This window comes from Massilia sp. YIM B02443 (assembly GCF_030411955.1).
Classification (GTDB): Bacteria; Pseudomonadota; Gammaproteobacteria; order Burkholderiales; family Burkholderiaceae_D; genus Telluria.
In genome coordinates this window covers 119,884-146,628 of sequence record NZ_JASNRA010000003.1, presented here as the reverse complement: position 1 = coordinate 146,628, position 26,745 = coordinate 119,884, and the positions used below count along the sequence as shown (strand labels likewise).

At 65.5% G+C, this 26,745-nt stretch carries 23 protein-coding genes and 3 tRNA genes; 6 read left to right on the top strand and 20 right to left on the bottom strand.

Annotated features, from left to right (window positions below; genetic code table 11):
* Nucleotides 1-4: 4 nt before the first annotated feature.
* Complete coding sequence (locus QPK27_RS04975) at nucleotides 5-460, top strand: response regulator (RefSeq protein ID WP_290417099.1); 456 nt, start codon at nucleotides 5-7, stop codon at nucleotides 458-460.
* Nucleotides 461-570: 110 nt separating this feature from the next.
* Here the strand turns inward: QPK27_RS04975 and QPK27_RS04970 are convergent, their stop codons facing one another.
* A complete protein-coding gene (locus tag QPK27_RS04970; RefSeq protein ID WP_290417098.1) occupies nucleotides 571-2,229 on the bottom strand; it encodes a response regulator in 1,659 nt (552 codons plus the stop codon).
* A gap of 182 nt (nucleotides 2,230-2,411) precedes the next feature.
* On the opposite strand from QPK27_RS04970, the gene QPK27_RS04965 reads away from it, so the two are divergent.
* The 3 genes from QPK27_RS04965 to QPK27_RS04955 all read left to right on the top strand — a co-directional run bounded on the left by QPK27_RS04965 (nucleotide 2,412) and on the right by QPK27_RS04955 (nucleotide 3,647).
* Nucleotides 2,412-2,702, top strand: coding sequence for a hypothetical protein (locus QPK27_RS04965; RefSeq protein ID WP_290417097.1), 291 nt, complete (start codon nucleotides 2,412-2,414; stop codon nucleotides 2,700-2,702).
* A 70-nt stretch (nucleotides 2,703-2,772) separates the two neighbouring features.
* Complete coding sequence (locus tag QPK27_RS04960; RefSeq protein WP_290417096.1) at nucleotides 2,773-3,216, top strand: YeeE/YedE family protein; 444 nt, start codon at nucleotides 2,773-2,775, stop codon at nucleotides 3,214-3,216.
* Nucleotides 3,213-3,647: a DUF6691 family protein gene (locus QPK27_RS04955; protein ID WP_290417095.1), complete on the top strand. Its 435-nt coding sequence runs from the start codon at nucleotides 3,213-3,215 to the stop codon at nucleotides 3,645-3,647. Before QPK27_RS04960 ends, QPK27_RS04955 begins: the two co-directional genes overlap by 4 nt.
* Before the next feature lie 11 nt (nucleotides 3,648-3,658).
* Here QPK27_RS04955 and QPK27_RS04950 read toward each other — a convergent pair whose 3' ends face one another.
* Together QPK27_RS04950 and QPK27_RS04945 are read right to left on the bottom strand one after the other, a co-directional pair.
* The gene (locus tag QPK27_RS04950; protein WP_290417094.1) at nucleotides 3,659-4,756 is read right to left on the bottom strand and encodes a tartrate dehydrogenase; all 1,098 of its coding nucleotides are present in this window, start codon (nucleotides 4,754-4,756) and stop codon (nucleotides 3,659-3,661) included.
* A gap of 263 nt (nucleotides 4,757-5,019) precedes the next feature.
* Nucleotides 5,020-5,095: transfer RNA gene (locus tag QPK27_RS04945), tRNA-Asn, on the bottom strand.
* A 199-nt stretch (nucleotides 5,096-5,294) separates the two neighbouring features.
* Here QPK27_RS04945 and purT point away from each other — a divergent pair.
* Nucleotides 5,295-6,524: a formate-dependent phosphoribosylglycinamide formyltransferase gene (gene purT, locus QPK27_RS04940; RefSeq protein ID WP_290417093.1), complete on the top strand. Its 1,230-nt coding sequence runs from the start codon at nucleotides 5,295-5,297 to the stop codon at nucleotides 6,522-6,524.
* Between the two features lie 40 nt (nucleotides 6,525-6,564).
* On the opposite strand, the gene QPK27_RS04935 is transcribed toward purT, so the two are convergent.
* The 4 genes from QPK27_RS04935 to QPK27_RS04920 all read right to left on the bottom strand — a co-directional run bounded on the left by QPK27_RS04935 (nucleotide 6,565) and on the right by QPK27_RS04920 (nucleotide 8,944).
* Nucleotides 6,565-6,640, bottom strand: a tRNA-Asn gene (locus QPK27_RS04935).
* 62 nt (nucleotides 6,641-6,702) lie between these two features.
* Complete coding sequence (locus tag QPK27_RS04930) at nucleotides 6,703-7,464, bottom strand: alpha/beta fold hydrolase (protein WP_290417092.1); 762 nt, start codon at nucleotides 7,462-7,464, stop codon at nucleotides 6,703-6,705.
* A gap of 70 nt (nucleotides 7,465-7,534) precedes the next feature.
* Nucleotides 7,535-7,610 (bottom strand) — tRNA-Asn (locus QPK27_RS04925).
* A gap of 122 nt (nucleotides 7,611-7,732) precedes the next feature.
* A complete protein-coding gene (locus QPK27_RS04920; protein WP_290417091.1) occupies nucleotides 7,733-8,944 on the bottom strand; it encodes an amino acid aminotransferase in 1,212 nt (403 codons plus the stop codon).
* 106 nt (nucleotides 8,945-9,050) lie between these two features.
* On the opposite strand from QPK27_RS04920, the gene uvrB reads away from it, so the two are divergent.
* Nucleotides 9,051-11,147: an excinuclease ABC subunit UvrB gene (gene uvrB / locus QPK27_RS04915; protein WP_290417090.1), complete on the top strand. Its 2,097-nt coding sequence runs from the start codon at nucleotides 9,051-9,053 to the stop codon at nucleotides 11,145-11,147.
* A 305-nt stretch (nucleotides 11,148-11,452) separates the two neighbouring features.
* On the opposite strand, the gene QPK27_RS04910 is transcribed toward uvrB, so the two are convergent.
* From QPK27_RS04910 to QPK27_RS04850, 13 genes are all read right to left on the bottom strand, one after another.
* Complete coding sequence (locus tag QPK27_RS04910) at nucleotides 11,453-13,492, bottom strand: ATP-binding protein (protein ID WP_290417089.1); 2,040 nt, start codon at nucleotides 13,490-13,492, stop codon at nucleotides 11,453-11,455.
* A gap of 129 nt (nucleotides 13,493-13,621) precedes the next feature.
* The gene (locus tag QPK27_RS04905; RefSeq protein WP_290417088.1) at nucleotides 13,622-14,218 is read right to left on the bottom strand and encodes a MarC family protein; all 597 of its coding nucleotides are present in this window, start codon (nucleotides 14,216-14,218) and stop codon (nucleotides 13,622-13,624) included.
* 129 nt (nucleotides 14,219-14,347) lie between these two features.
* A complete protein-coding gene (locus tag QPK27_RS04900) occupies nucleotides 14,348-15,973 on the bottom strand; it encodes a DUF945 family protein (RefSeq protein ID WP_290417087.1) in 1,626 nt (541 codons plus the stop codon).
* A 177-nt stretch (nucleotides 15,974-16,150) separates the two neighbouring features.
* Nucleotides 16,151-16,690 carry a phosphoribosyltransferase gene (locus QPK27_RS04895; protein WP_290417086.1) on the bottom strand — a complete coding sequence of 180 codons (540 nt, stop codon included), beginning with the start codon at nucleotides 16,688-16,690 and terminating at the stop codon, nucleotides 16,151-16,153.
* A gap of 25 nt (nucleotides 16,691-16,715) precedes the next feature.
* The gene (locus QPK27_RS04890; protein WP_290417085.1) at nucleotides 16,716-18,032 is read right to left on the bottom strand and encodes an adenylosuccinate synthase; all 1,317 of its coding nucleotides are present in this window, start codon (nucleotides 18,030-18,032) and stop codon (nucleotides 16,716-16,718) included.
* Between the two features lie 3 nt (nucleotides 18,033-18,035).
* Nucleotides 18,036-19,190 carry an ATP phosphoribosyltransferase regulatory subunit gene (locus tag QPK27_RS04885; protein WP_290417084.1) on the bottom strand — a complete coding sequence of 385 codons (1,155 nt, stop codon included), beginning with the start codon at nucleotides 19,188-19,190 and terminating at the stop codon, nucleotides 18,036-18,038.
* Between the two features lie 434 nt (nucleotides 19,191-19,624).
* A complete protein-coding gene (hflC, locus tag QPK27_RS04880; protein WP_290417083.1) occupies nucleotides 19,625-20,500 on the bottom strand; it encodes a protease modulator HflC in 876 nt (291 codons plus the stop codon).
* Nucleotides 20,500-21,798, bottom strand: a complete 1,299-nt coding sequence (gene hflK, locus QPK27_RS04875; protein WP_290417082.1) for an FtsH protease activity modulator HflK — start codon at nucleotides 21,796-21,798, stop codon at nucleotides 20,500-20,502. The genes hflC and hflK overlap by 1 nt, the downstream gene beginning before the upstream one ends.
* 3 nt (nucleotides 21,799-21,801) lie before the next feature.
* Entirely contained in the window at nucleotides 21,802-23,013 is a 1,212-nt protein-coding gene (hflX, locus tag QPK27_RS04870) for a GTPase HflX (RefSeq protein WP_290417239.1), read from the bottom strand.
* Between the two features lie 32 nt (nucleotides 23,014-23,045).
* Nucleotides 23,046-23,285 carry an RNA chaperone Hfq gene (gene hfq, locus QPK27_RS04865; protein ID WP_005666255.1) on the bottom strand — a complete coding sequence of 80 codons (240 nt, stop codon included), beginning with the start codon at nucleotides 23,283-23,285 and terminating at the stop codon, nucleotides 23,046-23,048.
* A 170-nt stretch (nucleotides 23,286-23,455) separates the two neighbouring features.
* Nucleotides 23,456-24,793, bottom strand: coding sequence for a ribosome biogenesis GTPase Der (gene der / locus QPK27_RS04860; RefSeq protein WP_290417081.1), 1,338 nt, complete (start codon nucleotides 24,791-24,793; stop codon nucleotides 23,456-23,458).
* Nucleotides 24,794-24,801: 8 nt separating this feature from the next.
* Nucleotides 24,802-25,956 (bottom strand): outer membrane protein assembly factor BamB, encoded by a 1,155-nt coding sequence (gene bamB / locus QPK27_RS04855; protein ID WP_290417080.1) that lies wholly within the window; start codon nucleotides 25,954-25,956, stop codon nucleotides 24,802-24,804.
* 84 nt (nucleotides 25,957-26,040) lie between these two features.
* Nucleotides 26,041-26,724 carry a tetratricopeptide repeat protein gene (locus QPK27_RS04850; protein WP_290417079.1) on the bottom strand — a complete coding sequence of 228 codons (684 nt, stop codon included), beginning with the start codon at nucleotides 26,722-26,724 and terminating at the stop codon, nucleotides 26,041-26,043.
* Between the last annotated feature and the right edge of the window lie 21 nt (nucleotides 26,725-26,745).

Below are 26,745 nucleotides of genomic sequence, written 5' to 3'. Positions count from 1 at the left end.
AACCATGCTCAAGCCCATCCTGCTAGTGGAAGACAATCCCCACGACCTGGAACTGACGCTCATCGCGCTGGCCAAGAGCCAGCTGGCCAACGAGGTCGTGGTGGTGCGCGACGGCGCCGATGCGCTCGATTACCTGCACCGGCGCGGCGAGTTCGCCGAACGCCCGGTCGGCAGCCCGGCCGTGATCCTGCTCGACCTCAAATTGCCGAAGGTCGACGGCCTCGAAGTGCTGAAGGAAATCCGCAACACCGAAGCCTTGAGGCCGGTGCCGGTGGTGATGCTGACCTCGTCCAAGGAAGAACAGGACGTGGTGCGCAGCTACCAGCTGGGCGTCAACGCGTACGTGGTGAAACCGGTGGACTTCGCCGAGTTCGTGCGCGCAATCGCCGACCTCGGCATCTTCTGGGCGGTGCTCAACGAACCGCCGCCGGGGTCGCGCCGCTACGTCAAGCCGAAGTAAGCGCGCCAAAGTAAGCACGCCGAAAGCGGTACGCCAGAACGACGACGCCGGCCTGTTCAGGCCGGCGTCGTCACGTCTGCGCGTGCCAGACGCACGCCAGCGGTTGAATCTCAGTTCAGGTTCAGGTAAGCCGGGCTCTTGCCGGCGCCATTCGCCGCGCCGCCGGCGCTGCGCCTGGCGCGCCGCAGCAGGTGGCGGATGCGCGCACTCAGCGCGTCCGGATGATACGGCTTTTGCAGCAGGTGCACCGACGCGTCCAGCTTGCCTTCGTGGGCAAGCACGCCCTCGGCATAGCCCGAGGTGTACAGGATCTGGCAGTCGGGCTGGTGGCGCGCCACGATCTCGCCCAGCTGCAGGCTGCTGACCGGACCCGGCATGATCACGTCGGTGAACACCAGGTCGATCTGGCGTCCGCCCTCGATGATGGCCGCCGCGGCGGCGGCGTCGCCCGCTTCCAGCACATCGTAGCCGAGCGCCGACAGGATGCCGCAGGTCGAGGTGCGCACGTCTTCTTCGTCTTCGACCACCAGGATGGTCTCCAGGCCACCGGCCAGCGGGCCGTGCTGTTCGGGCTCGGTCACGTGCAGGGCGGCGCTGCTGCGCGGCAGGTAGATGCGTACGCTGGTGCCGACGCCGACTTCGCTGCGCAGGACGATTTCGCCGCCCGACTGCTTGACGAAGCCGTAGGCCATCGACAGGCCCAGGCCGGTGCCCTGCCCGGTCGGCTTGGTGGTGAAGAAGGGTTCGAAGGCGCGCCGCAGCACGTCGGGCGGCATGCCGCTGCCGGTGTCGGCGATCTCGAGCATGACGTAATCGTTTTTCGGCACTTCGGCCGGCAGCTCGTCGTCCGGCGCGGCGTTTCTGGCGCGGATGGTCAGGGTGCCGCCGCCGGCCATCGCGTCGCGCGCATTGATCGCCAGGTTCAGCAGCACGTTATTGAGCTGGTTGGGGTCGACGTTGGTGCTGCCCAGGCCGGGCGCGATCTCGGTCACCACGCGGGTGCCGCCGCCCAGCACGCGGCGCATCATGTCGTCCATCTCGCGCACCAGGTGGCCGGGGTCGATCACCACCGACTGCAGCGGCTGGCGGCGCGCGAAGGCGAGCAGGTGCGCGGCCAGCTTGGCGCCGCGCTCGACGCCCGACAGCGCCATCTCGACCCGGGTGCGGGCGGCCTCGTTCAGGCTGCCAACCAGTTTCAGCAATTGCAGGTTGCCGCCGATGATCTGCAGCACGTTGTTGAAGTCGTGGGCGACGCCGCCGGTGAGCTGGCCGATCGCTTCCATCTTCTGCGCCTGGTGCAGCGCCGACTGGCTGGCCGCCAGCTGCTCCTGGCTCAGGCGCAGCGATTCATGGGCCTGGTCGCGTTCGCGGCGCGCGATGCAGGCGGCGCTGTGGTAGCGCACGCGCGCCACCAGTTCGCGCGGATCGGGCCACTTGACCATGTAGTCGTTGGCGCCGACCGCGAACGCCTTGGCCTTGATGTCCGGGTCGTCTTCTGACGAGAGCAGGATCACCGGCACGTCGTGGGTGTCGGGATGGGCACGCAGCGCCGCGGTGACGTCGAAGCCGTCGACTTCCGGCATGCGCAGGTCGACCAGCACCACGGTCGCAGCGACTTCGCGCGCGACGTCGACGGCGCGCGCGGCGCTCGACTCGTAGCAGAGCTGGTGGCCGGCACAGCCTTTCAGGCCATGGGCGATGATGTCCTGGGCGAAAGACTCATCGTCGATCAACAGCACGGAACAGCGGGTGAAGTCGTCTTCGATCATTGCAACTGCGTCGCTTTCAGGGGGAGGAATTGTTGCAAAGTAGTAAGGTTAAATTTTACACCATCACCCTGTTACAAGAGTCCGAACCGCCTTTGTTTTGATCGCTATTACGGGTCAACACTTGTGCATCTTAAGCTCAACACCATATCTGATAAGCGTATCGAACACAACCGGGAGTTAGCGTGCATGAAGAAATGTGCCCTCTTTGCGGGCGAATCCTCGGGACCGTCCATATCGACCGCCACCACCTGATCCCGAAAACCTTCAAGGGCAAGGAGCAGTTCCCGATCCACAAGATCTGCCATCGCAAGATCCACTCGGCCTTCACCGAGCGCGAGCTGCTGCAGACCTATCACACCTGGGATGCGCTGCGCGGGCACGACGATATCCGCGCCTTCATCGACTGGGTGGCGAAGAAGCCGCCCGGGTTCTATACCCGCACCTACACCTCGAACAAGAAAAAGCAGCGCTGACGGCCTGCCGGCCCGGGCCTGCGGATAGTTCGCGCGCCGCCGCGGTCCAATGGATTGCGAGGGAGCGGGAATGCACATCGACTGGACCAATTTCACGCCATGGACGGCGCTGGCCGGCGGCTTGCTGGTCGGCCTGGCCGCGGCCGCCATGATACTGCTGGGCGGGCGCGTGGCCGGGGTCAGCGGCATCCTCGGCGGACTGCTGCGCCCGGTTCGCGGCGAGGTGCGCTGGCGCCTGGCCTTTCTCGCCGGCTTGGCCGGCGCGCCCCTGCTGTACATGCTGGCCGCGCCGCTGCCGGTGGTCGAAGTCGACGCCGGCGCGCTGGCGCTGCTGGCCTCGGGCCTGCTGGTCGGCATCGGCACCCGCTACGGCGGCGGCTGCACCAGCGGCCACGGCGTGTGCGGCGTGGCGCGCCGCTCGCCGCGTTCGCTGGCCGCCACCGCCGTCTTCATGGGCGCAGGCTTTGTCGTGGTGTATCTGCTGCGCCACGTCATCGCGGAGGGAGCCGCATGAAGACCGCACTCGCCCTGCTCGCCGGCCTGCTGTTCGGCACCGGCCTGATCCTGGCCGGCATGACTAACCCGGCCAAGGTGCTGGCCTTTCTCGACCTGGCCGGTCGCTGGGACCTTTCGCTCGGCCTGGTGATGCTGGGCGCGCTGGCGGCGGCTACGCCGGCTTATGCGCTGGCAGGGCGGCGGCGCCGCACCCTGCTCGGCGAATCCTTGCAGCTGCCGGGCGCGACCCGCATCGACCGCCGTCTGCTGCTCGGCAGCGCGGTGTTCGGCGCCGGCTGGGGACTGGCCGGCTATTGCCCCGGCCCGGCAGTGGCTTCGCTGGCCAGCGGCGGCGCCGCGCCGTGGCTGTTCTTCCTGGCCATGCTGGCCGGGATGGGGATGTTCGAACTGCTGGAGCGGCGCCACGTGCGGCGCCTGGGCGCCGCCTGACGCCGTGACGGTCAGCCGCGCGCGACCAGCGCGGCGATCGCGTCGCCGACCTCGATCGTCGGCGCCTTGCCGCCCAGGTCGCCCGTGCGCGGACCGTCGCGCAGCACCTGCTCGATCGCCGCCACGATGGCGTCGTGGGCCTGGCGCAGTTCCGGCCCCGCATCGGGTCCGTCGCCCAGGAACGACAGCATCATCGCGCCCGACCAGATCATCGCGATCGGATTGGCGATGCCCTTGCCGGCGATGTCCGGCGCCGAACCGTGCACCGGCTCGAACAGCGACGGGAAACGGCGTTCCGGGTTCAGGTTGCCCGACGGCGCCAGCCCGATGGTGCCGGTGCAGGCCGGACCGAGATCGGACAGGATGTCGCCGAACAGGTTCGAGGCGACCACCACATCGAAGCGGTTCGGCTGCAGCACGAAGCGCGCGCACAGGATATCGATGTGCTGCTTGTCGACCGTGACCTCGGAATAATCCCGGCTCACCGCGTCGGCGCGCCCGTCCCACCACGGCATGCTGATCGCCACGCCGTTCGACTTGGTGGCCACCGTCAGGTGGCGCCGCTCGCGTGCATTGGCCAGCTCGAAGGCGTACTTCAGCACGCGGTCGGCGCCGTGGCGCGAGAACACCGATTCCTGGATCACCACTTCGCGCTCGGTGCCGGGGAACATGATGCCGCCCAGGTTGGTGTATTCGCCTTCGGTGTTTTCGCGCACCACGAAGAAGTCGATGTCGCCCGGCTTGCGCCCGGCCAGCGGGCACGGCACGCCGTCGAACAGGCGCACCGGACGCAGGTTGATGTACTGGTCGAACTCGCGCCGGAACTTGATCAGGGAACCCCATAACGAGATGTGGTCCGGCACCGTGGCCGGCCAGCCGACCGCGCCGAAATAGATCGCGTCCATGCCGGACAGTTGCTCCTTCCAGTCGGGCGGCATCATGTCGCCGTGCTCGAGGTAGTAGTCGCAGCTGGCCCAGGCGAAATGGGTGAATTCGAGGGCGATGCCGAAACGGGCGGCCGCCGCCTCCAGCACCTTGATGCCTTCCGGGAGGACTTCCTTGCCAATGCCGTCGCCGGCGATCGCGGCGATCCTGAACGTGCGGGTCATGAGCTTCCTTTCGAAAGCGACCATCCTACCGCCTTTCGTGACGGTGCGACATCTTTACGCCGGCGCGCTGCAGGCGATCGCCCCGCTGGCCTGGCTGCCTGTCAACCATCGGGGCCAAGGCCTCCTGCAGCATGCGCCGGCCGTGCGCGCCCGGCGGCGGCGCTGCAGGACGATGCCTTGTTGCGCCAGCCGCCGCGGTCGTGATGCGAACACGACGCGCAACGCAAAAAGGCCGCATCCTGAGATGCGGCCTTTTCTAATTCTGGCTCCCCGACCTGGACTCGAACCAGGGACCTGCGGATTAACAGTCCGTCGCTCTACCGACTGAGCTATCAGGGAATTGAGGCAATATTATAGCCGCGGGATTTCAGTTTGACCAGTGCTCGATTGCAAATGGGTCGGCTCGCCGTTCGGCTTGCCGTTCGGATCGCCGTCTAATCCCGGGCCTGCCTGCATGGTCGATGCCGCTTTGCTATAGTCGCACCCAATCCAACGCACACTGCGTCGTCCTGCATTCCTCACTACCCCTACAGTCACCATGACCCAACCCCGCACCCTCGGCACTCCGCTCTCCCCTTCCGCCACCCGCGTCATGCTGCTCGGCTCCGGCGAGCTGGGCAAGGAAGTAATCATCGCCCTGCAGCGCCTCGGCGTCGAAGTGATCGCCGTCGACCGCTACCCGAACGCGCCCGGCCACCAGGTGGCGCACCGCGCCCACGTGATCGACATGACGGACGGCGCCGCCCTGGAAGCGCTGATCGCCCAAGAACGTCCCGACCTGGTGGTGCCCGAGATCGAAGCGATCGCCACTGGCAAGCTGGCCGAACTGGAAGCCGCGGGCCGCATCACCTGCATCCCGACCGCGCGCGCCGCCCAGCTGACCATGAACCGCGAAGGCATCCGCCGCCTGGCCGCCGAGGAACTGGGCCTGGCCACCTCGCCCTACCGCTTCGCCAGCAGCCTGGCCGAACTGCAGGAAGCCTGCGCCGCAGTCGGCTTCCCGTGCGTGGTCAAGCCGGTGATGTCGTCCTCGGGCAAGGGCCAGTCCAAGCTCGACGGCGCCGCCGACGTGCAGGCCGCGTGGGAGTATGCCGCCGCCGGCGGCCGGGTCGACGCGGGCCGCGTGATCGCGGAAGGCTTCATCGACTTCGATTACGAGATCACGCTACTGACGGTACGTTCGCTGGGCGCCGACGGCCAGGTCGAGACCACCTTCTGCGAACCGATCGGCCACAAGCAGGTGCAGGGCGACTACGTCGAATCGTGGCAGCCGCATCCGATGCAGCCGCTGGCGCTGGAACGCGCGCGCGATATCGCAGAGAAAGTCACCGGCAATCTGGGCGGACTGGGCGTGTTCGGCGTCGAGCTGTTCGTGAAAGGCGACACCGTGTGGTTCTCGGAAGTGAGCCCACGTCCGCACGATACCGGCATGGTGACCATGGCGAGCCAGGTGCAGAGCGAATTCGAACTGCACGCGAAGGCGATCCTCGGGCTGCCGACGAATGCGGCGCTGCGTGCGCCCGGCGCGTCGGCGGTGATCTACGGGCAGCTGGATGAGGCGGGCATCGCGTTCGAAGGCGTGGCCGAGGCGCTGCGCGTGCCCGGCGCCGACGTGCGCCTGTTCGGCAAGCCGGAGTCGTTTGCACGGCGGCGCATGGGCGTGGCGCTGGCAGTGGCGGAGTCGATCGAGACGGCGCGTGCGCGGGCGCTGGAGGCAGCGGCGAAGGTGAAGCCGGTATCGGGCAAGCCTTCGACCGGCAACCCATAAACGAAAAGGGCCGCATTCGCATGCGGCCCTTCTCTTGTTCTGGCTCCCCGACCTGGACTCGAACCAGGGACCTGCGGATTAACAGTCCGTCGCTCTACCGACTGAGCTATCAGGGAATGGAGGCCGCATTATACATGCTGTTTTCGATTTCGCAAGCTTCCCTGCGGAAAAACCGGATTCAGCCCCTCCCGACGCGCGCGACCAGGCGCCGCAGCGCATCCAGCACCAGCTCCGGCTCCGACAACTGCGGGAAATGCGCACTGCGCTCGGCCTTGATGCGCTCGCCCAGCGGCGACAGCACGGCCAGGCCGAGCTGGGTGCGTTCGCGCTCGCGCACCAGCGCCTGCGGCACCAGCAGGCGCGGCAGGCGCTTGGTGCCCGACAGCACCGTCACCGGCACCAGCGGGAAACCGGGCGCGTCGGCGATGTCCTTGACGGTCTCGAGCTCGTTGCGGATCTCGTCGAACGGGTCGCGCGGCGAGAGGCGGTCGAGCAGCTTGACCAGGCCGCGCTGCAGCGGCGACTGGAAGCGCTTGAGCCCGCTGACGTCTTCCGGCGCGGTCGCCTCCAGGAACAGCACACCCGCCACCTCGTCGGCGAATTCGCGCGCGAACAGGTTGGCGTGCAGGCCGCCGAACGAGTGCCCGACCAGCACGAACGGCGGCTCGACGCCGGCCACCTGCAACAACTGGCGCAGCTGCGCCACCACGGTCTCGCCGTATTGCGCTTCGCGCGGCTTGGCGCTGCCGCCGACGCCGGGCCGGTCGTAGGCGAACACCGTGCCCAGGCTCTCGATCTCGGGATACAGCTTGTACCAGGAATCGAGCGGCCCGCCGGCGCCGGCAAGCAGGACAATCGACGGCTTGCCCTGCCCCGACTTGGCAAAGCGGAACATCTGCCCTTCGATCAGGGTGGCGTGGCTGTTTGGCAGTTGCTGCATATAGCTCCCAATGCGCTGGCGGCGCGCAAACGAAAAAGGCCGCATCCTGAGATGCGGCCTTTTCTAATTCTGGCTCCCCGACCTGGACTCGAACCAGGGACCTGCGGATTAACAGTCCGTCGCTCTACCGACTGAGCTATCAGGGAATTGATGCATGCATTATAGGGTTGGTGAAACGTTTCTGTCAAACTTGCAAACAACCGAAACGTGCTCGACCCTGCTCTGCCGCTCTCCGTCGCTGCTACAGCAACTGCGGAGAGCCGCGATTTTAGAGAACTTTGGCAATCGCGTCAACGACGCGGTCAATGTTCTTCGAATTGAGCGCCGCCACGCAGATACGGCCGGTGTCGACCGCATAGATCGACTCGTCGCGCAGCTTGCCCACTTGCTCCTTGGTGAGACCGGAATACGAGAACATGCCGACCTGCTCGCGCACGAATTCGAAATCGTGGCCCGGGGCCTTGGCTTTCAGCTTTTCGACCATGGCGCCGCGCATTTCGCGGATGCGCACGCGCATGCCGGCCAGTTCTTCTTCCCACAGCTGGCGAAGTTCCGGGGTCGACAGCACGGTGGCCACTACCTTGCCGCCGTGGGTCGGCGGGTTCGAGTAGTTGGTGCGCACCACGCGCTTGAGCTGCGACAGCACGCGGGCCGCCTCTTCGCCGCTGGTGGCGACGATCGACAGCGCGCCGACGCGCTCGCCGTACAGCGAGAACGACTTCGAGAACGAGTTCGACACCAGGAGCGGCATGCCGGTGTCGGCGAAGCGGCGCACCACGGCGCCGTCTTCGGCGATGCCGTCGGCGAAGCCTTGATACGCCATGTCCAGGAACGGCAGCAGGCCGCCGGCTTTCACCGCAGCGATGACTTCATCCCACTGCGCTTGCGACAGGTCGGCGCCGGTCGGGTTGTGGCAGCAGGCGTGCAGCACGACGATCGAGCCGGCCGGCATGGCCTTCAGCGCCGCCAGCATGCCGTCGAAGTTCACGCCGCGGGTGGCTGCATCGTAGTAGGCGTAGTTGTGCACGGTGAAGCCGGCACTTTCGAACAGCGCGCGGTGGTTTTCCCAGCTCGGGTCGCTGATGTAGACGTCGGCGTGCGGGACGAAGCGCTTGAGGAAGTCGGCGCCGATCTTCAGCGCGCCGGTGCCGCCCAGGGCCTGCACGGTGATCGCACGCTTCTCTTGAATTACGGCGCTGTCGGCACCAAATACGAGCTCTTGCACGGCCTTGTCGTACGCCGCCAGGCCGTCGATCGGCAGGTAGGTGCGCGGCGTTGGCTGCTCCATCAGTTTCGCTTCCGCTTTCTGCACGCAAGCCAGCAGTGGAACCTTGCCATTGTCGTCGTAATACACGCCCACGCCGAGGTTGATCTTGGCAGGGTTGGTGTCGGCATTGAAGGCTTCGGTGATGCCCAGGATCGGGTCGCGCGGGGCCATTTCAATGGCGCCAAATAAGCTGGCAGAGGCAGTGGAAGTCATCGTGATAAACTAAGTTTGTCGGCTGGGACGCAGCGGTTGTATAGACAGCGGCCCCTGATGCTACAAGGCCGCAAGCGGATTCTCATTCTAGCAAAGGTCTGAACGTATGGCTGATTTATCCATCGCAACATCTCCCGAACCGACCGTCATCACCTTCCCGGATTCGCCCTTCAAACTGCACCAGCCGTTCCCGCCGGCCGGCGACCAGCCGACCGCGATCGCCGGGCTGGTGGAAGGCATCGAGGACGGGCTGTCGTACCAGACGCTGCTTGGCGTGACCGGTTCCGGCAAGACGTACACGATGGCCAACGTGATCGCGCGCGCCGGCCGGCCGGCCATCGTGTTCGCCCCCAACAAAACCCTGGCGGCCCAGCTGTACGCCGAGTTCCGCGAATTCTTCCCGCAGAACGCGGTCGAGTACTTCGTCTCGTACTACGACTATTACCAGCCGGAAGCCTATGTGCCGCAGCGCGACCTGTTCATCGAAAAGGACTCGTCGATCAACGAGCACATCGAGCAGATGCGCCTGTCGTGCACCAAGTCGCTGATGGAACGGCGCGACGTGGTCATCGTGGCCACCGTGTCGGCCATCTACGGTATCGGTAATCCGAACGAATACCACAAGATGATCCTGACGCTGCGCCACAAGGACAAGGTGGCGCAGCGCGACATCATCGCGCGCCTGATCCAGATGCAGTACACCCGCAACGAGATGGATTTCTCGCGCGGCAGTTTCCGCGTGCGCGGCGACACCATCGACATCTTCCCGGCCGAGCACGCCGAGCTGGCGATCCGCGTCGAGATGTTCGACGACGAGATCGAGTCGCTGCAGCTGTTCGATCCGCTGACGGGCCGGGTGCGCCAGAAGATCCCGCGCTTCACCGTCTATCCGGGCTCGCACTACGTCACGCCGCGCTCGACCGTGCTGCGCGCGGTCGAGTCGATCAAGGCCGAACTGCGCGACCGCCTGGAAGAGTTCCGCCAGCAAAACAAGCTGATCGAAGAACAGCGCCTCGAGCAGCGCACCCGCTTCGACCTCGAGATGCTGGCCGAGATCGGTTTTACCAAAGGCATCGAGAACTATTCGCGCCACCTGTCGGGCGCGATGCCGGGCGAGCCGCCGCCGACGCTGATCGACTACCTGCCGAAGGATGCGATCATGTTCATGGACGAGTCGCACGTGATGATCGGCCAGCTCAACGCGATGTACAACGGCGACCGCTCGCGCAAGACCAACCTGGTCGACTACGGCTTCCGCCTGCCGTCGGCGCTGGACAACCGGCCGCTGAAATTCGAGGAATTCGAAGGCAAGTCGCGCCAGACCATCTTCGTATCGGCGACGCCGGCCGAATACGAGCAGCAGCACGCCGACAACGTGGTCGAGCAGGTGGTGCGCCCGACCGGCCTGGTCGACCCGCAGATCATCGTGCGCCCTGCGCTGTCGCAGGTCGACGACCTGATGAGCGAGATTAACGACCGCATCGCCAAGGACGAGCGTGTGCTGGTGACCACGCTGACCAAGCGCATGGCCGAGCAGTTGACCGAATACCTGGGCGACCACGGCATCAAGGTGCGCTACCTGCACAGCGATATCGAGACCGTCGAGCGCGTGGAAATCCTGCGCGACCTGCGCCTGGGCACCTTCGACGTGCTGGTCGGCATCAACCTGCTGCGCGAGGGCCTGGACTTGCCGGAAGTGTCGCTGGTGGCGGTGCTCGATGCGGACAAGGAAGGCTTCCTGCGCTCCGAGCGCTCGCTGATCCAGACCATCGGCCGCGCCGCGCGTAACCTGAACGGCGTGGCGATCCTGTACGGCGACCAGGTCACCGACTCGATGCGACGCGCGATCGACGAAACCGAGCGCCGCCGTGCCAAGCAGATCGCCTTCAACGAAGCCAACGGCATCACGCCGAAGGGTGTGCAGAAGAAGATCAAGGAAATGATCGACGGCGTGTACAGCAACGCCGCGCAGAGAGCGATGGTCGAGGGCGTCCACGAGGACGCCGCGACGGCCAAGGTCGAGTCGATGAGCGAGAAGCAGATCAGCAAGGAGATCAAGCGCCTCGAGAAGCTCATGGTCGACCACGCCAAGAACCTCGAGTTCGAAAAGGCGGCGCAGGTGCGCGACCAGCTGCATGTGCTCAAGCAGCAGGCGTTTGGCGCGTCGGGGGCCGACAACGTCGTCTCAATGCTCGGCAAATAACTGGCATGCCGTAGGGTGGACCGGGGCGCGCAGCCGGGTTTCCCGTCCACGCGTCGATTGTTACCGGCGCCGTTTTCGCGCCGGATGATCTCACTGCCAACCATCACCGCGTCGGGGGCCGACAACGTCGTCTCACTGCTCGGCACATAACGGGCATGCCGTAGGGTGGACCGGGGCGCGCAGCCGGGTTTCCCGTCCACGCGTCGATTGTTACCGGCGCCGTTTTCGCGCCGGATGATCTCACTGCCAACCATCACCGCGTCGGCGGCCGAGCCGCCAACCCTACCTAGCGGCGCTCGTCGTATCTACGTAGGGTTGGCGGCTCCGCCGCCGACGCGTTCAACCGTCGCCAGCAACTCCAACAATTTCCCCAGGTCCGCCGGCTTGACCATGTGATGGTCGAACCCCGCCTTCAGCGCCCGCTGCTGGTCTTCCACCTGCCCATACCCGGTCAGCGCAATCAGCGTCGCCCCTGCCGTCTCCGGCATGGCACGCAAACGCCGCGCCAGTTCATGCCCATCGATATCGGGCAGCCCGATGTCGAGCAACGCCGCATCCGGCCGCACCCGCACCGCATTGGCCAGCCCATCCTCGCCATTGAAGGCCAGCGTCACGGCGTAGCCGCTCATCTCCAGCAGCGTGCCCAGCATCTCGGCGGCGTCGACGTTGTCGTCCACCAGCAGCACCCGCAGCCCCTTCTCGGACGCTGCCGCATCGGCCCCCGGCGCCTGCGGCGATGGTGCGTCCTGGAGCAGGCGCGGCAGATGCACCACGAACTCGCTCCCCTGCCCCGACCCTTCGCTGTGCGCCTCGACCCGCCCGCCGTGCAGTGCCACCAGGCTTTTCACCAGCGCCAGCCCCAGCCCGAGTCCGCCCTGCGAACGGTCCGGCGTGCGCTCGGCCTGGATGAACAGATCGAAAATATAGGGCAGCACGGGCAGCTCGATGCCCTGCCCGTTGTCGCGCACCGCCACCGTCACGCAATCGTTTTCGATGCCGGCGCGCAGCGCAATGCGTCCGCCCGGCGCCGTGTACTTGGCGGCGTTGTTGAGGATATTCGACAGCACCTGGATCAGGCGCGTGCGGTCGCCCTCGACATGCAGCGGCTGCGGCGCGACCTCGACCTGCAGCGCGTGGCGCCGGGTGTCGATCAGCGGCCGCACCTGCTCCACCGCCTCGTGCACAAGCGCGGCCACGTCGAGCGCTTCGCGGCTCAGCGTCACCAGCCCGCGCGTCACGCGCGAGACGTCCAATAAATCGTTCACCAGCGCCGTCATGTGCTCGGCCTGGCGCGCGATGATGTCGCTGGCGCGCCGGATGCCGGGCGCGTCCATCTGGCCGCGCTGCAGCAGCTGGGCCGCGGTGGTGATCGGCGCCAGCGGGTTGCGCAGCTCGTGCGCCAGCATGGCCAGGAACTGGTCCTTCTGGCGGTTTGCCGCGCGCAGTTCGTCCTCGGTCTGCTTTTGCATCGTGACGTCGCTGCCCTCGACGAAAATGCCCGAGACCTTGCCGTGCGCGTCGCGGATCGGCTGGTAGACGAAGTCGATGAAGCGCTGTTCGAGCGGCGCTTGGGGATCGTGCTGGTCGCGCTGCACGCGCAGCGGCACGGCGTGGCCGACGAACGGCTGACCGGTCTGGTAGACGTGGTCGAGCAGCTCGAAGAAGCCCTGCCCCTCGACTTCGGGCAGCGCCTCGCGCGCCGGCTTGCCGACCAGGGCGCGGTGGCCTATCAGCGCCAGGTAGGAGCGGTTGGTGAGCTCGAACACGTGGTCCGGCCCGCGCAGCACGGCGATGATGCCGGGCGCCTGCTCGAACAGGGTCATCAGGCGCTCGTTCTCTTCGTCGCGGTAGCGCTGGGCCAGCACTTCGCCGGTCATCTCGACGCAGGCGCAGAACATGCCGGCCACGCGGTCGTCCTCGCCGCGCACCGGCGAATAGGAAAAGCGGAACCAGGTCTGCTCGTCGTAACCGTGGCGGCGCATGCGCAGCGGCAGGCGGTCCATGTAGCTGGCCTCGCCGTTCATGGCGCGCACGACCAGGGGATGGATGTCGTGCCAGATCTCGGCCCAGACGTCGTGGAAGCGGCGCCCCAGCGCGGCCGGGTGCTTGTCGCCCAACACCGAGATATAGGAGTCGTTGTACAGGAAGCCCAGGCCCTCGCCCCAGGCCACGAACATCGGGAACTTGGAATTGAGCATCAGCCCGACCACGGTGCGCAGCGCCTGCGGCCAGGCGGCCGGGTCGCCCAGCGGCGACGCGCTCCAGTCGTGGGCGCGCATCATCGCGCCCATCATGCCGCCGCCGCTCAGGAACGACAAGGATGCGGACAGCGAGAGGGATGGCAATTCAGATGACGCCACCGATTGTTGGCCTTGCTCCGGACTCATTCGTTCAAGCACTCCCTGGAAAGCACGTCGCGTGCGTGCCCAGAGTGTGCCAGATTAGTGCGCCGTGTTCCGCACGGCTTGCAAAGATTACAAAGTCTGCACGAATTCGCGAATACCGCCCAGCAGCATCTCGATCGACATCGCCGTCAGGATCAGGCCCATCAGACGCTCGAAGGCCGTCATCACTTGCGGACCGAGCTTCTGCTGCAGCTTTTCGGCACTGAGGAAAACCGCCAGCCAGACCACGCCGACCGCGGCCAGCGCCGCCACGTGCACCATGGTCTCGGTGAAGCTGGTCGAGGAAAACAGCAGCACGGTCGCCAGCGCCGACGGGCCCGCCAGCGCGGGAATTGCCAGCGGCACGATGAACGGCTCGCCATGCTCGCTCTTGCCCAGCACGCCGTCCGGATGCGGGAAGATCATGCGGATCGCGATCATCAACAGGATCACGGCGCCGCCGATGCGCAGCGCGACCGGGCTCAGGTGCAGCGCTTCGAGGAAGTGCTTGCCGAAGAACATGAACACCAGCAGCAGCAGGAAGGCGATCGCGCACTCGCGCACCACGATCTTGCCGCGGCGCTCGACCGGCGTGTCTTTCAGGGCGGCGGCGAACAGGGGGACGTTGCCAAAGGGGTCGGTGACGAGGATGAGAAGGATGAAGGTCTGGAAGAAGCTTTGGGTCATGGCGTTGTTATTGTTGGCTTACCCGGCTGCGTGATGCAGCGGCGATAATCCCGCAATCTTAGCAGAGAAGTATAGACAAGCCGGCAGTTTGGCCGGCCTGTCTCTGCTAGCTGCCGTCAAGCCGGCCGCTCAGGGCCGCGCCGAGCCCTGTTCACGGATGATGACGATCGGCACGGTCGTGGCCACCGGCGTGTTGCCCTGCAGGGCGGGAACGTAGCGGCAGCTTGCCACGGCGGCCACGACCAGCTTGTCGTAGTCCGGGTAGGCGCTTGCGTCCACGATCGTGACCTCGCCGGGAACGCCGGTCTGGTCCACGTGCACGCGCAGTCCCAGCATCAATAACGCATCCCTCTCGACCACGTCTTTCGGATAATCGGGCATGGCGCACGAACCGGTGACTTGGCGCGCCGGCATCGTCGGCATCGGTCCGCCGTTCGGAACAGACTGCGGCTGCGGCGGCTTGGGCAGCGACACTTCCTTGCCGTTGACGCGCAGCTGGCCGCTGCGCACCGTGATGGTGGCGCGCAGCACGCCTTTGTCGAGCTTGGCGAAGCCTTCGCCCAGCAGCTTGCCGACCACCACGTCGGTCATGGTCTGGGCCATCGCGGCCGGATCCTGGCTGGCCTGGCCGGCAGCCGCCAGCTGGCGCTTGGCGGCCGACAGCGCACCCGCCTTCACCAGCGCCACCGGCACCGCGATGTCGAACCTGGCGTCGACGCGCTTGAACAGTTGCGCCAGATCGTCGAAGTCACTCTCCTTTGCCCCCTTGAGCGCGACGCGGCCCTGCAGCGTGAAGGTGTGGCCGCCGTAGTCGGCGCTGATGCGGTCGATGGTCAAGGCGGTGCCGGCCTTGCTGGACGCGCGCGCCATGTCCCTGAACATCGCCAGCAGATCGGTCGTCTCGCGCTCGGCGTCGCCGTCCGCGTTCCTGATCTGGCGCTGGCGCGCCGTCATCTCGATCATGTTCTGCTTGTCGATCTGGTTCAGGCGGTAATTCATGATCAGGTTGTTCACCCGCTCGCCCGCGACTTCGATGCTGCCGATGCGCATGCGCTGCACGATGTCCATCGTGGCGGCGCGCTCGGTGGTGTTGCTGTTGAAGTCCAGGTCTTGCATCGTGACCGTGACCGGTTGGGCTTGCTGACCGGCCGGGGCCGGCGCCAGGGTTTCCAGCGCGACGCTTCGCGCACCGACCTGCACCGTGCCGAACCACAGCTTGCCCTTGCCCAGGCGGTGCGAGGTCGTGCCACGCATGTCGCGCAGCGCGAAGCGCGTGTCCTTGCCGTTGATGTCAAGCGCGGCCCAGGTGCCGGTCGAGCTCAGGCGGCGACCGCTCTTGTCGACGCGCAGTTCGGTCGGCGATTCGGTCCAGCGCATACTGACGCCGTCGCCGACGACGTGCTCGCGCGCCGGCATCAACACCCGCCAGGCGTCCTGGCCGTCGCTCTGGCCGAGCCGCTCGAGATGCATCGGTTGCGCGGTGCCGATTGTTTCCTCGAGCAGGCGCGCGGTGGCCGGGCTGAACTGGAAACCGACCAGACGCTCGATGTTGCGTCCCAGGTGCGGACTGGATTCCAGCACGTCCTGCACTTCCTGCGTGGCGAGTTCGACTGCACGCAGGAACTTTGGTTTGGCGGGCGCTTCGGGTGCGGCAGGTTGGGCGGGGGCTTCCTGGCCAGCACAATGGGCGGCAGGCAGGACGAATAAAGCCAGCGAGGCGGCGACGACGCTACGGCGCAGGAGGGAAAGGGTCACGGTCGACAATCGAAAGTTTCAATCAATCAATTATCGAAGAGCGATCGACAAAAGTCACTGCGCTGACCATGCCTCGGGCATATTCGGCGCAATGTGTATTCACATTAATCCAAGCGCATAAAAAAACAGGGAAGAGCTCGCGCCCTTCCCTGCTTCATTCGCCCGTTAACGACGGGATTACTTTTCGAACTTCTTCAGCCACGCCGCCAGCTGGTGCGGACGCAGGCCGTCGTAATCCTCGAACGGCTGGTGAATCCACGGGTTGTGCGGCAGGTCCTGCAGGTGATAGTCCGGCTTGAAGGTCGAGGTGCCCTTGACCCAGATGACGGCCGATTTGACTTCGGTGACGTCCGGGTAGTTGGTCTGCAGGTGCTCGCGCACGCGCTGCAGGGTCACGCCGGAGTCGGCCAGGTCGTCGACCAGCAGGATGCGGCCGGCGAGCGGGCCCTTGGTCATCGTCATGTATTTGGCGATGTCCAGGTTGCCCTGTTTGGTGCCGGCTTCTTCGCGGTACGAGCTGGTCGACAGGATCGCCAGCGGCACGTCGAAGATGCGCGAGATCACGTCGCCCGGACGCACGCCGCCGCGCGCCAGGCACAGCACCATGTCGAACTTCCAGTTCGATTCATACACTTGCAGCGCCAGGCGCTCGACGAGGCGGTTGTAGTCGTCCCAGGAAACCCACAGGTCCTTGTCGGTCGATACAGGGGTGTTCATCTTTCAGTACTCCAAATCTTCTAAATTATGCTGCGAACGGATGGCGCAGGACGATGGTCTCTTCGCGGTCCGGACCGGTCGACACCATGTCGATCGGCACGCCAACCAGTTCTTCGATGCGCTTGATGTAGGCCTGGGCATTGGCCGGCAGGTCCGCCATCGACTTGGCGCCGACGGTCGATTCGCTCCAGCCCGGCATCTCTTCGTACACCGGCTCGCACAGGGCGGCTTCTTCGGCGCCGACCGGGAAGATGTCCACGGCACGGCCATTCACGGTGTAGCCGGTGCACAGCTTGAGCGACTCCAGGCCGTCCAGCACGTCCAGCTTGGTCAGGCACATACCCGACACGCCGTTGATCTGCACCGAGCGGCGCAGCAGCGCGGCGTCGAACCAGCCGCAGCGGCGGGCGCGGCCGGTCACGGTGCCGAACTCGTGGCCGACGCGCGACAGGTGCTCGCCCACGCCTGCATCGGTCGGCAGTTCGGCCGGGAACGGGCCCGAGCCGACGCGGGTGGTGTAGGCCTTGGTGATGCCCAGGATGTAGTGCAGCATGTTCGGACCGACGCCGGCGCCAGCGGCGGCGTTGCCGGCCACGCAGTTCGACGAGGTGACGAACGGATAGGTGCCGTGGTCGACGTCCAGCAGCGAACCCTGCGCGCCTTCGAACAGCAGCTTGCCGCCCTCTTTGTGCGCGGCGTACAGCAGCGACGAGACGTCGGCGACCATCGGACGCAGGCGCGGGACCAGGGCCATGGCGTCGTCGTAGGTGGTCTGGAAGTCGATCGGATCGGCGCCCAGGTAGTTCACCAGCACGTGGTTGTGGTATTCCAGGTTCTCTTTGAGCTTCTCGGCAAAGCGCTCTTCGTTGAGCAGGTCGGCGATGCGGATCGCGCGGCGCGCCACCTTGTCTTCGTAGGCCGGGCCGATGCCCTTGCCGGTGGTGCCGATCTTGTTCTCGCCGCGCTTGGCTTCACGGGCTTTGTCGATGGCGACGTGGTAAGGCAGGATGATCGGGCACGCTTCCGAGATCTTCAGGCGCGACACGACTTCGATGCCGGCTGCCTGCAGCTTGTCGATTTCGCGCATCACGTCCGGCACCGAAACCACCACGCCGTTGCCGATGTAGCAGGCCACGCCTTCGCGCATGATGCCCGACGGGATCAGCTGCAGCGCGGTCTTCTGGCCCTTGATCACCAGGGTATGGCCGGCGTTATGGCCGCCCTGGAAACGCACCACGCCGGCGGCGTGGTCGGTCAGCCAGTCGACGATCTTGCCCTTGCCTTCATCGCCCCATTGGGTACCGATGACGACGACGTTTTTTGCCACGTTAGTATTTGACATCACTTAACCTAAGTTTTTGAGAATCCAATTTCCGTTTTCGAGGACGAGCACGCGGTCGCACTCGAACTCGTCCTGAATATTGTCGTGACCCGGCATGCTCTGGATCACGACTTCGCCTGCCTTGCGCAGGTCAGCGATTTTTTCTTTCAGCTCGGGGGCGTTGCCCCATGGCGCGCGGATCGAATGCTTGCGCAGCGCCGTCGGCAGCAGGCGCGCCAGTTCGCGCAGGTCGAGCGAGAAGCCGGTGGCCGGACGCGCGCGCCCGAACGCTTCGCCCACGTGGTCGTAGCGCCCGCCGCGCAGCACCGCGTTCGGCAGGCCCGGCACGTACAGCGCGAACATGGCGCCGCTTTCGTACTGGTAGCCGCGCAGGTCGGCCAGGTCGATCGCGACGTTCGCGCGGCCCAGGGCCGACGCCGCCAGCGCCGCCAGTTCGGCCAGCGCGCGCTGCACGCCCGGCAGCGCCGGCAGCACCTCGCGCGCCTTGGCCAGCACCTCGACGTCGCCGTACAGGTGCGGCAAGGCGAGCAGCGCCTGGCGCGTCTGCGGGTAGTAATTCTTCGAGATCTCGTCCAGGCCCGGCGCATCCTTGGCGCGCAGCAGGCCGTACAGCTGGGTCTCGTCGCGCTTGGCGGCCGGATCTTCGTTCAGCAGCGCGCGCAGCACGCCGACGTGGGCCAGGTCGAGGCGCACGTCCGTAAAGCCGGCCAGCGCCATCGTGCCCAGCGCCAGCTCCTGGATCTCGGCGTCGGCTTCCAGGCCGGCGTGGCCGTAGATCTCGGCGCCGATCTGCACCGGTTCGCGCGTCGCGTGCAAGCCCGATGGTCGGGTATGCAGCACGCTGCCGGCATAGCACAGGCGGGTGATGGTGTCGCGGTTGAGCAGGTGGGCGTCGATGCGCGCCACTTGCGTGGTCATGTCGGCGCGCAGGCCGAGCAGGCGGCCCGATTGCGGGTCGACCACCTTGAAGGTCTTGAGGTCGGTGTCAAGGCCGGCGCCGGCCAGCAGCGATTCGGTGTACTCGAGCAGCGGCGGCATGACCAGCTCGTAGCCGTACAGCCGGAAGTTGTCGAGCATCAGGCGGCGCAGCTCTTCGATCTTGCGCGCTTCGGACGGCAAGACATCGGCGATATTCTCAGGCAATAGCCAGTTCGGCATGGGCAACAGCGTGTTGTTGGGAATTGGATGTGGCGTGGCAGCGATGGACGTGCCGACGCGCGGCGCGAACGCCGAATCGGTGATTTTACCCGAAAACGGAGAGGTCGAGGCAGGTAATGCCGTATAGACAGGTTGAAAGGTTAACAACCTGCCACGTTTGCCGTGATGGTTTACATTTGCTGCGGGTGCTGAATGTGGCTGGGGAATGCGACGAGCTTGGATTCCCGCCTGCGCGGGAATGACGGTCTTGGGGGTAGGTGAGACAGTCTGCATTTCAGCTTTACATGCTCTCCCCTCTGGCCTAAAAGCCGTCGTTCCCGCGCAGGCGGGAACCCAAGTTCGTCGCGTCGCCCACCCTTATGGTTGAATCGCCCAAAACAAAAAAAGGCCCTTGCTTTCGCAAGAGCCCTTTCGTGAGCACGACTGGCCAGCGCTTAGCGTCCCGCCGCCGGGGCCTTCATGTACTTGAAGAATTCCGAGCTCGGATCCACCACCAGCACGTCGCTGCGATCCTTGAAGCTGGCGCGATAGGCCTCGAGCGAGCGGTAGTACTTGGCGAACTCCGGGTTCTTGCCGAACGAATCGGCATAGATCTGCGAAGCCTTGGCATCGCCGTCACCCTTGATCTTCTCGGCGTCGCGGAACGCTTCGGCGATGATCACGGTGCGCTGGCGGTCGGCGTCGGCGCGGATCTGTTCCGATTCGGCGGCGCCGGTCGAACGCAGTTCGTTGGCCACGCGCACGCGCTCGGCGCGCATGCGTTCGTACACCGAGTTATTGATCTGGTCGATGTAGTCGACGCGCTTCAGGCGCACGTCGACGATGCCGACACCGATCTCCTTGGCCTCGGCCACGACCTTGGCCTGCACCGCCGCCATCACCGCCGCGCGCTCGCCGGAAATCACTTCGCGCACGGTGCGCTTGGTGATCTCGTCGTTCAGCGCCGCCTTGATGATCTGCGACATGCGGTCACGCGCACGCGACTCGTCGCCGGTGAAGCTGACGTAGTACAGGCGCGGATCGATGATGCGCCACTTGACGAAGGCATCGACCAGGATGTTCTTCTTCTCGGCCGTGATGAAGCGGTCGGCGTCGGGCGTGTCGAGCGTCAGGATCTGCTTGTCCAGGTACAGCACGTTCTGGAACGGCGGCGGCAGCTTGAAGTGCAGGCCCGGTTCGGCGATCACTTCCTTCACCTGGCCGAGCGCGAATACGATCGCGAAACGGCGCTGGTCGACGACGAAGATGGTGGACGACAGCAGCATCAGTGCGATGAAGCCCGCCACGAATAAAGTTACAAGGCGGTTCATCAGCGGCTCTCCCGGTCACGTGAGGAATCGCGGCTGCGCGAATCGCGCTCGCGCACCGCATCCATGGCTTGGGTTACTTCGGCGGTCGGCGCCGACGATGGCACCCCTCCTTGTACTTGTACAGGACCCGACTTGCTGCCGATGGCGGCGTCGTTGGCCTGCACCTGCTGCATCAGCTTATCCAGCGGCAGGTACAGCATGTTGTTGCCGGCGCGCGAGTCGACCATCACCTTGGTGGTGCTGGTGAAGATCTGCTGCATGGTGTCGATGTACATGCGGTCGCGCGTCACGGCCGGAGCGCGCGAGTAGGCTGCCACCACCTGGTCGAAGCGCGAAGCGTTACCGGTCGCGTTCTCGACCACCATCGAGCGGTACGCCTCGGCGTCCTGCTGCAGGCGGAAGGCCTGGCCGCGGGCGGCCGGGATGATCTGGTTGGCATATGCCTCGCCCTCGTTGCGGGCGCGGGCACGGTCCTGGCCGGCGCGCACGGCGTCGTCGAAGGCGCTCTGCACCTGCTCCGGCGGCTGCACGCCCTGCATCGTCACGTTGGTGATCAGGGCGCCCAGCGCATAACGGTCGGTGATCTGCTGGATCATGGTCTGGACGTCGGTCGCGACCTGCTCGCGGCCTTCGTACAGCACGAAGTCCATCTTGTTACGGCCGACCACTTCGCGGATCGCCGTCTCGGCCACCTGGCGCACGGTGTCGTCGCGCTCGCGGTTGTTAAACAGCCACGCCACCGGATCCTTCAGGGTGTATTGCACCGCGAACTGGATGTCGATGATGTTCTCGTCGTCGGTCAGCATCAGCGCTTCCTGCGGCTGCTTGTTGCGCACGGTGCCCCGATAGCCGATCTCGGCGGTACGGATCTGCGACACGTTGACGGTCTCGTGCGCCTGGAACGGATACGGCCAGCGCCAGTTGAAGCCCGGCGTGGTCGAGTGGCTGAACTTGCCGAACGTGGTGACCACGCCGGTCTGGCCTTCCTGCACGATGAAGGCGCCGCTGGCGAGCCAGATCAGGCCGACGATGACGGCGACCACGCCGGCGCCGATGCCGGCGCCGCGCATTTCGCCGCGGCCCGGCGCGCCGTTGTTGTCGCCGCCGTTGTTGCCACGGCCGCCGAACATGCGGTTCAGGCGCGCATTGAAGTCGCGCCACATCTGGTCGAGGTCGGGCGGTCCGTCGCCGGGGCGGCGGCCTTCCTGCGCCTTGCGGTCGTCGTCCGGGTTACGGCCCCAGCGTGGATCGTTCAGCGACAACTTGACGCCGAATCTTTTTAGTATAGAAACAAACATAGGCTAATGGGGCCTGACATGGTTGGAAGTTGGCATATTGTCGGCAGGACGCTCGGCGTTCTCGTCGTCGTCGTCGTCGAGCCCGAGGGGGTCGTCCTGCTCTTCGTATTCTTGCGCTTCGAACGCTGCTCCGTACGGCTCGCGTTGCACGGACTTGGCGGCTTCGGCGATGGCCTCGCGCAGCAAGTCCAGGCCGGCGCCGCTGTGGGCACTGATGAAAACCCGGCTGATCTTATCATACTCATCACGCTCGACCGCCGGCTCCAGCCCGGCGGCGTCGATCTTGTTCCAGACCAGGATCTGGGGCACGTGATCGGCGCCGATCTCGCGCAGCACCTCGTTGACCTGCTCGATCTGCTCCATGCGCGCGGGCGACGAGCCGTCGACCACGTGCAGCAGCAGGTCGGCGTGGATGGTTTCCTCGAGCGTGGCGCGAAACGCCGCCACCAGTTGGTGCGGCAGTTCGCGCACGAAGCCAACGGTGTCGGAAATCACCACGCTGCCGGCCTCGTCGCCCAGGTACATGCGGCGGCTGGTGGTGTCGAGCGTGGCGAACAGCTGGTTCGCCACGTACACGCCGGCCTTGGTGAGGGTGTTGAACAGGGTCGACTTGCCGGCGTTGGTGTAGCCGACCAGCGACACCGAGAAAGTGTTGTTGCGGCCACGCTGGCGGCGCTGGGTTTCGTGTTGCTTGCGCAGTTTGCCGAGGCGCGCGCGCAGCATCTTGACCCGTTCGCCGATCAGGCGGCGGTCGGTCTCGAGCTGGGTTTCGCCGGGCCCGCGCAGGCCGATACCGCCCTTCTGGCGTTCAAGGTGGGTCCAGCCGCGGATCAGGCGCGTGGCCAGGTGCTGCAGCTGGGCCAGTTCGACCTGCAATTTACCCTCGTGGCTCTTGGCGCGCTGGGCGAAGATGTCGAGGATCAGGCTGGTGCGGTCGATCACGCGCAGGCCGAGGCGGCGCTCCAGGTTACGCTGCTGGGCGGGCGACAGGGCGTGATTGAAGATGACGATTTCTGCGCCCTGCGACTTGGCGTCGAGGGCGATTTCGTCGGCCTTGCCGCTGCCGACGAAATGGGCGGGGTCGGGGCTGGAGCGCTTCGCCGTGATCGTGGTGATCGGTTCGGCGCCGGCGGAACGCGCAAGCAGCGACAGCTCTTCGAGGCTGGCGGCGAAGTCGCCAGTCCCGAAGTCGATGCCGACCAGCGCTGCGCGCAGGGTTGGAGTGCCGGGGGCGTCAGCCATCGGCCTTACTCGGCTTCGTTGGAATCGAGGTTAAGGTTGACGGCGCGGGCCGGCACGACGGTGGAAATGGCATGTTTGTAGACCATCTGGGTCACGGTATTACGAAGCAAAACGACGTATTGGTCGAAGGATTCGATGTGGCCCTGGAGTTTGATACCGTTGACGAGGTAGATCGAGACAGGGACGTGTTCCTTGCGCAAGGCGTTGAGGAATGGGTCTTGTAACAGTTGCCCTTTGTTGCTCATGACAGCTCCGTAATGTTGTTGTAGTTAAAAGTTTGAGGCGTTTTGCCGGATTTCAAGGTCTTGGGCTACATTCCGCGATGGCGAATGCGTGCTCTGAGCTACTGTAACCTGTTTTGCCACTTTTTGTCGTACTGCTAGGGGCCGCACATCGGGCCCCTAGCCTGTTGGTTTCAATCCTTGGCGAACGGATTTTTCCCGCTGCGCAGTTCGATGCGCAATGGCGTGCCGACCAGGTTGAACGTCTCGCGGAAATGCTTTTCCAGGTAGCGTTTGTACGGTTCGGTAATGCCTTCCAGCGCATTGCCGTGGATGACGATGATCGGCGGGTTCTGGCCGCCCTGGTGGGCGTAGCGCATCTTCGGACGGCTGGTGCCCTTGCGCTTCGGCTCCTGCTTCTCGACCGCTTCCTGCAGCGCGCGCGTCAGGCGCGGGGTCGACAGGTTGGCGGTGGCGGCGGCATACGCCGACTCGACCGATTTCATCAGTTGGGTAATGCCGGTGCCGCGCAGTGCCGACACGAAGTGGGTCTTGGCGAAGCCGAGAAAATCGAGTTTACGGTCGAGGTCGTTCTTGACCTGGTCGCGCTGGTCGGTCTGCAGGCCGTCCCACTTGTTGACAGCCACCACCAGCGCCCTGCCCGATTCCAGGATGAAGCCGGCGATGTGGGCGTCCTGCTCCGAGATGTCCTGCTGGGCGTCGAGCAGCAGGATCACGACATTGGCGTCCGAGATCGACTGCATGGTCTTGACCACCGAGAACTTCTCGATGGCTTCGAAAATCTTGCCGCGGCGGCGGATGCCGGCGGTGTCGATCAGGGTGAACTTCTTGCCGTCGCGCTCGAACGGCACTTCGATCGCGTCGCGGGTGGTGCCCGGCATGTCGAAGGCGATCACGCGCTGCTCGCCGACCAAGGTGTTGATCAGGGTGGACTTGCCGACGTTGGGGCGGCCGACGATGGCGATCTTGAAGCCGTGGTCGGCCGGTTCCAGTTCTTCCGGCTCGTTCGGGCGGCTGGCAAACGCGATGTCGAGCGCCTCGTTGACCAGGTCGTGCACGCCGTCGCCGTGGGCGGCCGAGATCACGTACGGGTCGCCCATGCCGAGTTCGTAGAAGTCGGCGGTGACGGAAGTGTACTTCATGCCTTCCGACTTGTTGACCACCAGCATGACGCTGCGGCCGCTCTTGCGCAGGTAGTCGGTGATGGTCTTGTCATGCGGGGTCAGGCCCTGGCGGCCGTCCACGATGAACACGACCACGTCGGCCTCGGCCACGGCCTGGCGCGTCTGCAGCGCCATTTCGTGCATGATGCCTTCCTTGGCGACCGGCTCGAAACCGCCCGTGTCGATGACCAGGAACGGCCGTTCGCCGATCCGGCCTTCGCCATAGTGGCGGTCGCGGGTGAGGCCTGGAAGGTCGGCCACCAGCGCGTCACGCGAACGGGTCAGGCGGTTGAATAGGGTCGATTTCCCGACATTGGGACGACCGACGAGTGCGATTACCGGCTTCATGTGTTAATTCATTCGACCGCGATCGCGGTCACTGTTCCGTTTTGTGTTTGAAAAATCAGGTTCGTGCCGGCCACCAGCGGCGTGCCCACGATCGGGCTGCCATCGGTGGCGGCGCGCGCCAGGAAAGTGCCGTCTTCGCGCGACAGGAAGTGCACATAGCCTTCATAGTCGCCGACCGCGACGGCGCGGCCATAAGAGAGTGGCGTCGACAGGCGGCGGAACGACAGCTTGTCGTTCTTCCAGCTGCTCGAGCCGGTGTCGCGTGCGAACGCGTTCAGCCCGCCCTTGTCGTCCGGGGCGAACACGAAGCGCTGGTCGACGGCGACGCCGACGCTGGACGACAGTTCGCGCGTCCAGCGCGCCGAGCCGGTGCCGAGATCGAAGCAGCCGACGCGGCCCTGGTACGACACCGCGCAGACGTCGTTCTCGAACAGCACCGGGGCGCCGCCGATGTCGGTCACGCGTTCCAGTTCGGTGGCGCCGCGCGCCACGCCGACCTCGACGTCCCAGCGCGGGGCGCCGGTGGCCAGGATCAATGCCGACAGCTTGCCGCCCGGCTGGGCCACGATCACATCGGTACCGGCCACGATCATGCCCGGCGCGGTGCGCAGGGTCAGCGGCGGCGCCACCTTCTGCACGATCCACTTCTGGGCGCCGGTCTTGGCGTCGAAGCCGACGATGCGGTTGTCGATCGAGCGCGCCACCACGATGCCTTGCGACACGACCGGGGCCGACAGGATCTCGCTCGACAGCTGGACGTCCCACAGCGGCTTGCCGTCCATGTCGAAGGCCAGCAGCTTGCCCTTGGCGCCGCCGACCACGATCAGGTTGCCGTCGGTGCCGACGCCGGCGCTCAGTTCTTCCTTGGTGTTGATGCGCCACAGCTGCTTGCCGCCGGCCGCTTCCACGCGCGCGATGTGGCCGGCGCCGCTGGCCACGACCAGGGTGTTGCCGGTCAGCGCCGGCGAGAACTGGTAGCCCTCCGACTTGCCGATGTCGAGTTTCCATGCGGTGCGCACGGCCATCGTGCCCTTCAGTTCGACCAGCTTGGCCGGCTGGTCGGCCTTATCCTTGTCGCCAAACGGATTGAGCGAACTCAGGGTCGAGCAACCCGTCATCAGGGCCAGTACGCCGACACCAACAAGCTTCCTGCTAATACGCATTTTCTTCTACCTTGTTCCTGGACTATAGAGGACGCAAAGCCCGCGCCGCCATAGGGCGTGCGCGGGCCATCTCGTGCGCGATTGTTATGCGGCTGCCTTTTGCGCCGCCTTCTGTTGTTCCGCGTTCTTGTCGGCCGGGGCGGTGCCGCCGATCGACTCGAGCTTGATCACCACGACCTGGCGGCCCGGATTGCTCGCATCCATGGCCGCGATCGCCGCGACATAGGCTTCGCGCGCTTCCTTCAGCTTGTTCTGCGCCACCAGCACGTCGCCCTTGCGGTCGTTGGCTTCGGCGGCGAACTGCGGCAGCACGTTACCGTTCAGCACCTTCAGCGCTTCATCGTAGGCTTTTTCGTCCAGCAGCACGCCGGCCAGGCGGATGCGGGCGATCGACTTGTATTCGTCGTTGCCGTTGTCCACCACCCACTGCAGCTGCGCCCTGGCGGTCTTCAGGTCGTTCGCTTCGAAGGCGGCCTTGGCGGCGCCGAACGCCGCCATCTGGGCGTAGGCGGTGCCGTCGTACTTGGCGCGGATGTCGCCGGCCACGCGCTGCACCTTGGCATTGTCGTTGGCGATCATCGCAGTCTGCAGCTCGTCGTACAGGGCCGAGGCTTCGACCGACTGGTTGCGCTTGTGCGATTTCCAGTAGTTGAAACCGGCGTAGGAACCGAGCGCGATGATCAGCACCCAGGTGATGATGCTGCCGTACTTCGACCAGAACGCCTTGAAGGAATCGAGCTGTTCCTGTTCTTGATGATCGTATGCCATGTGCGTCTTCTTTTATTGAAA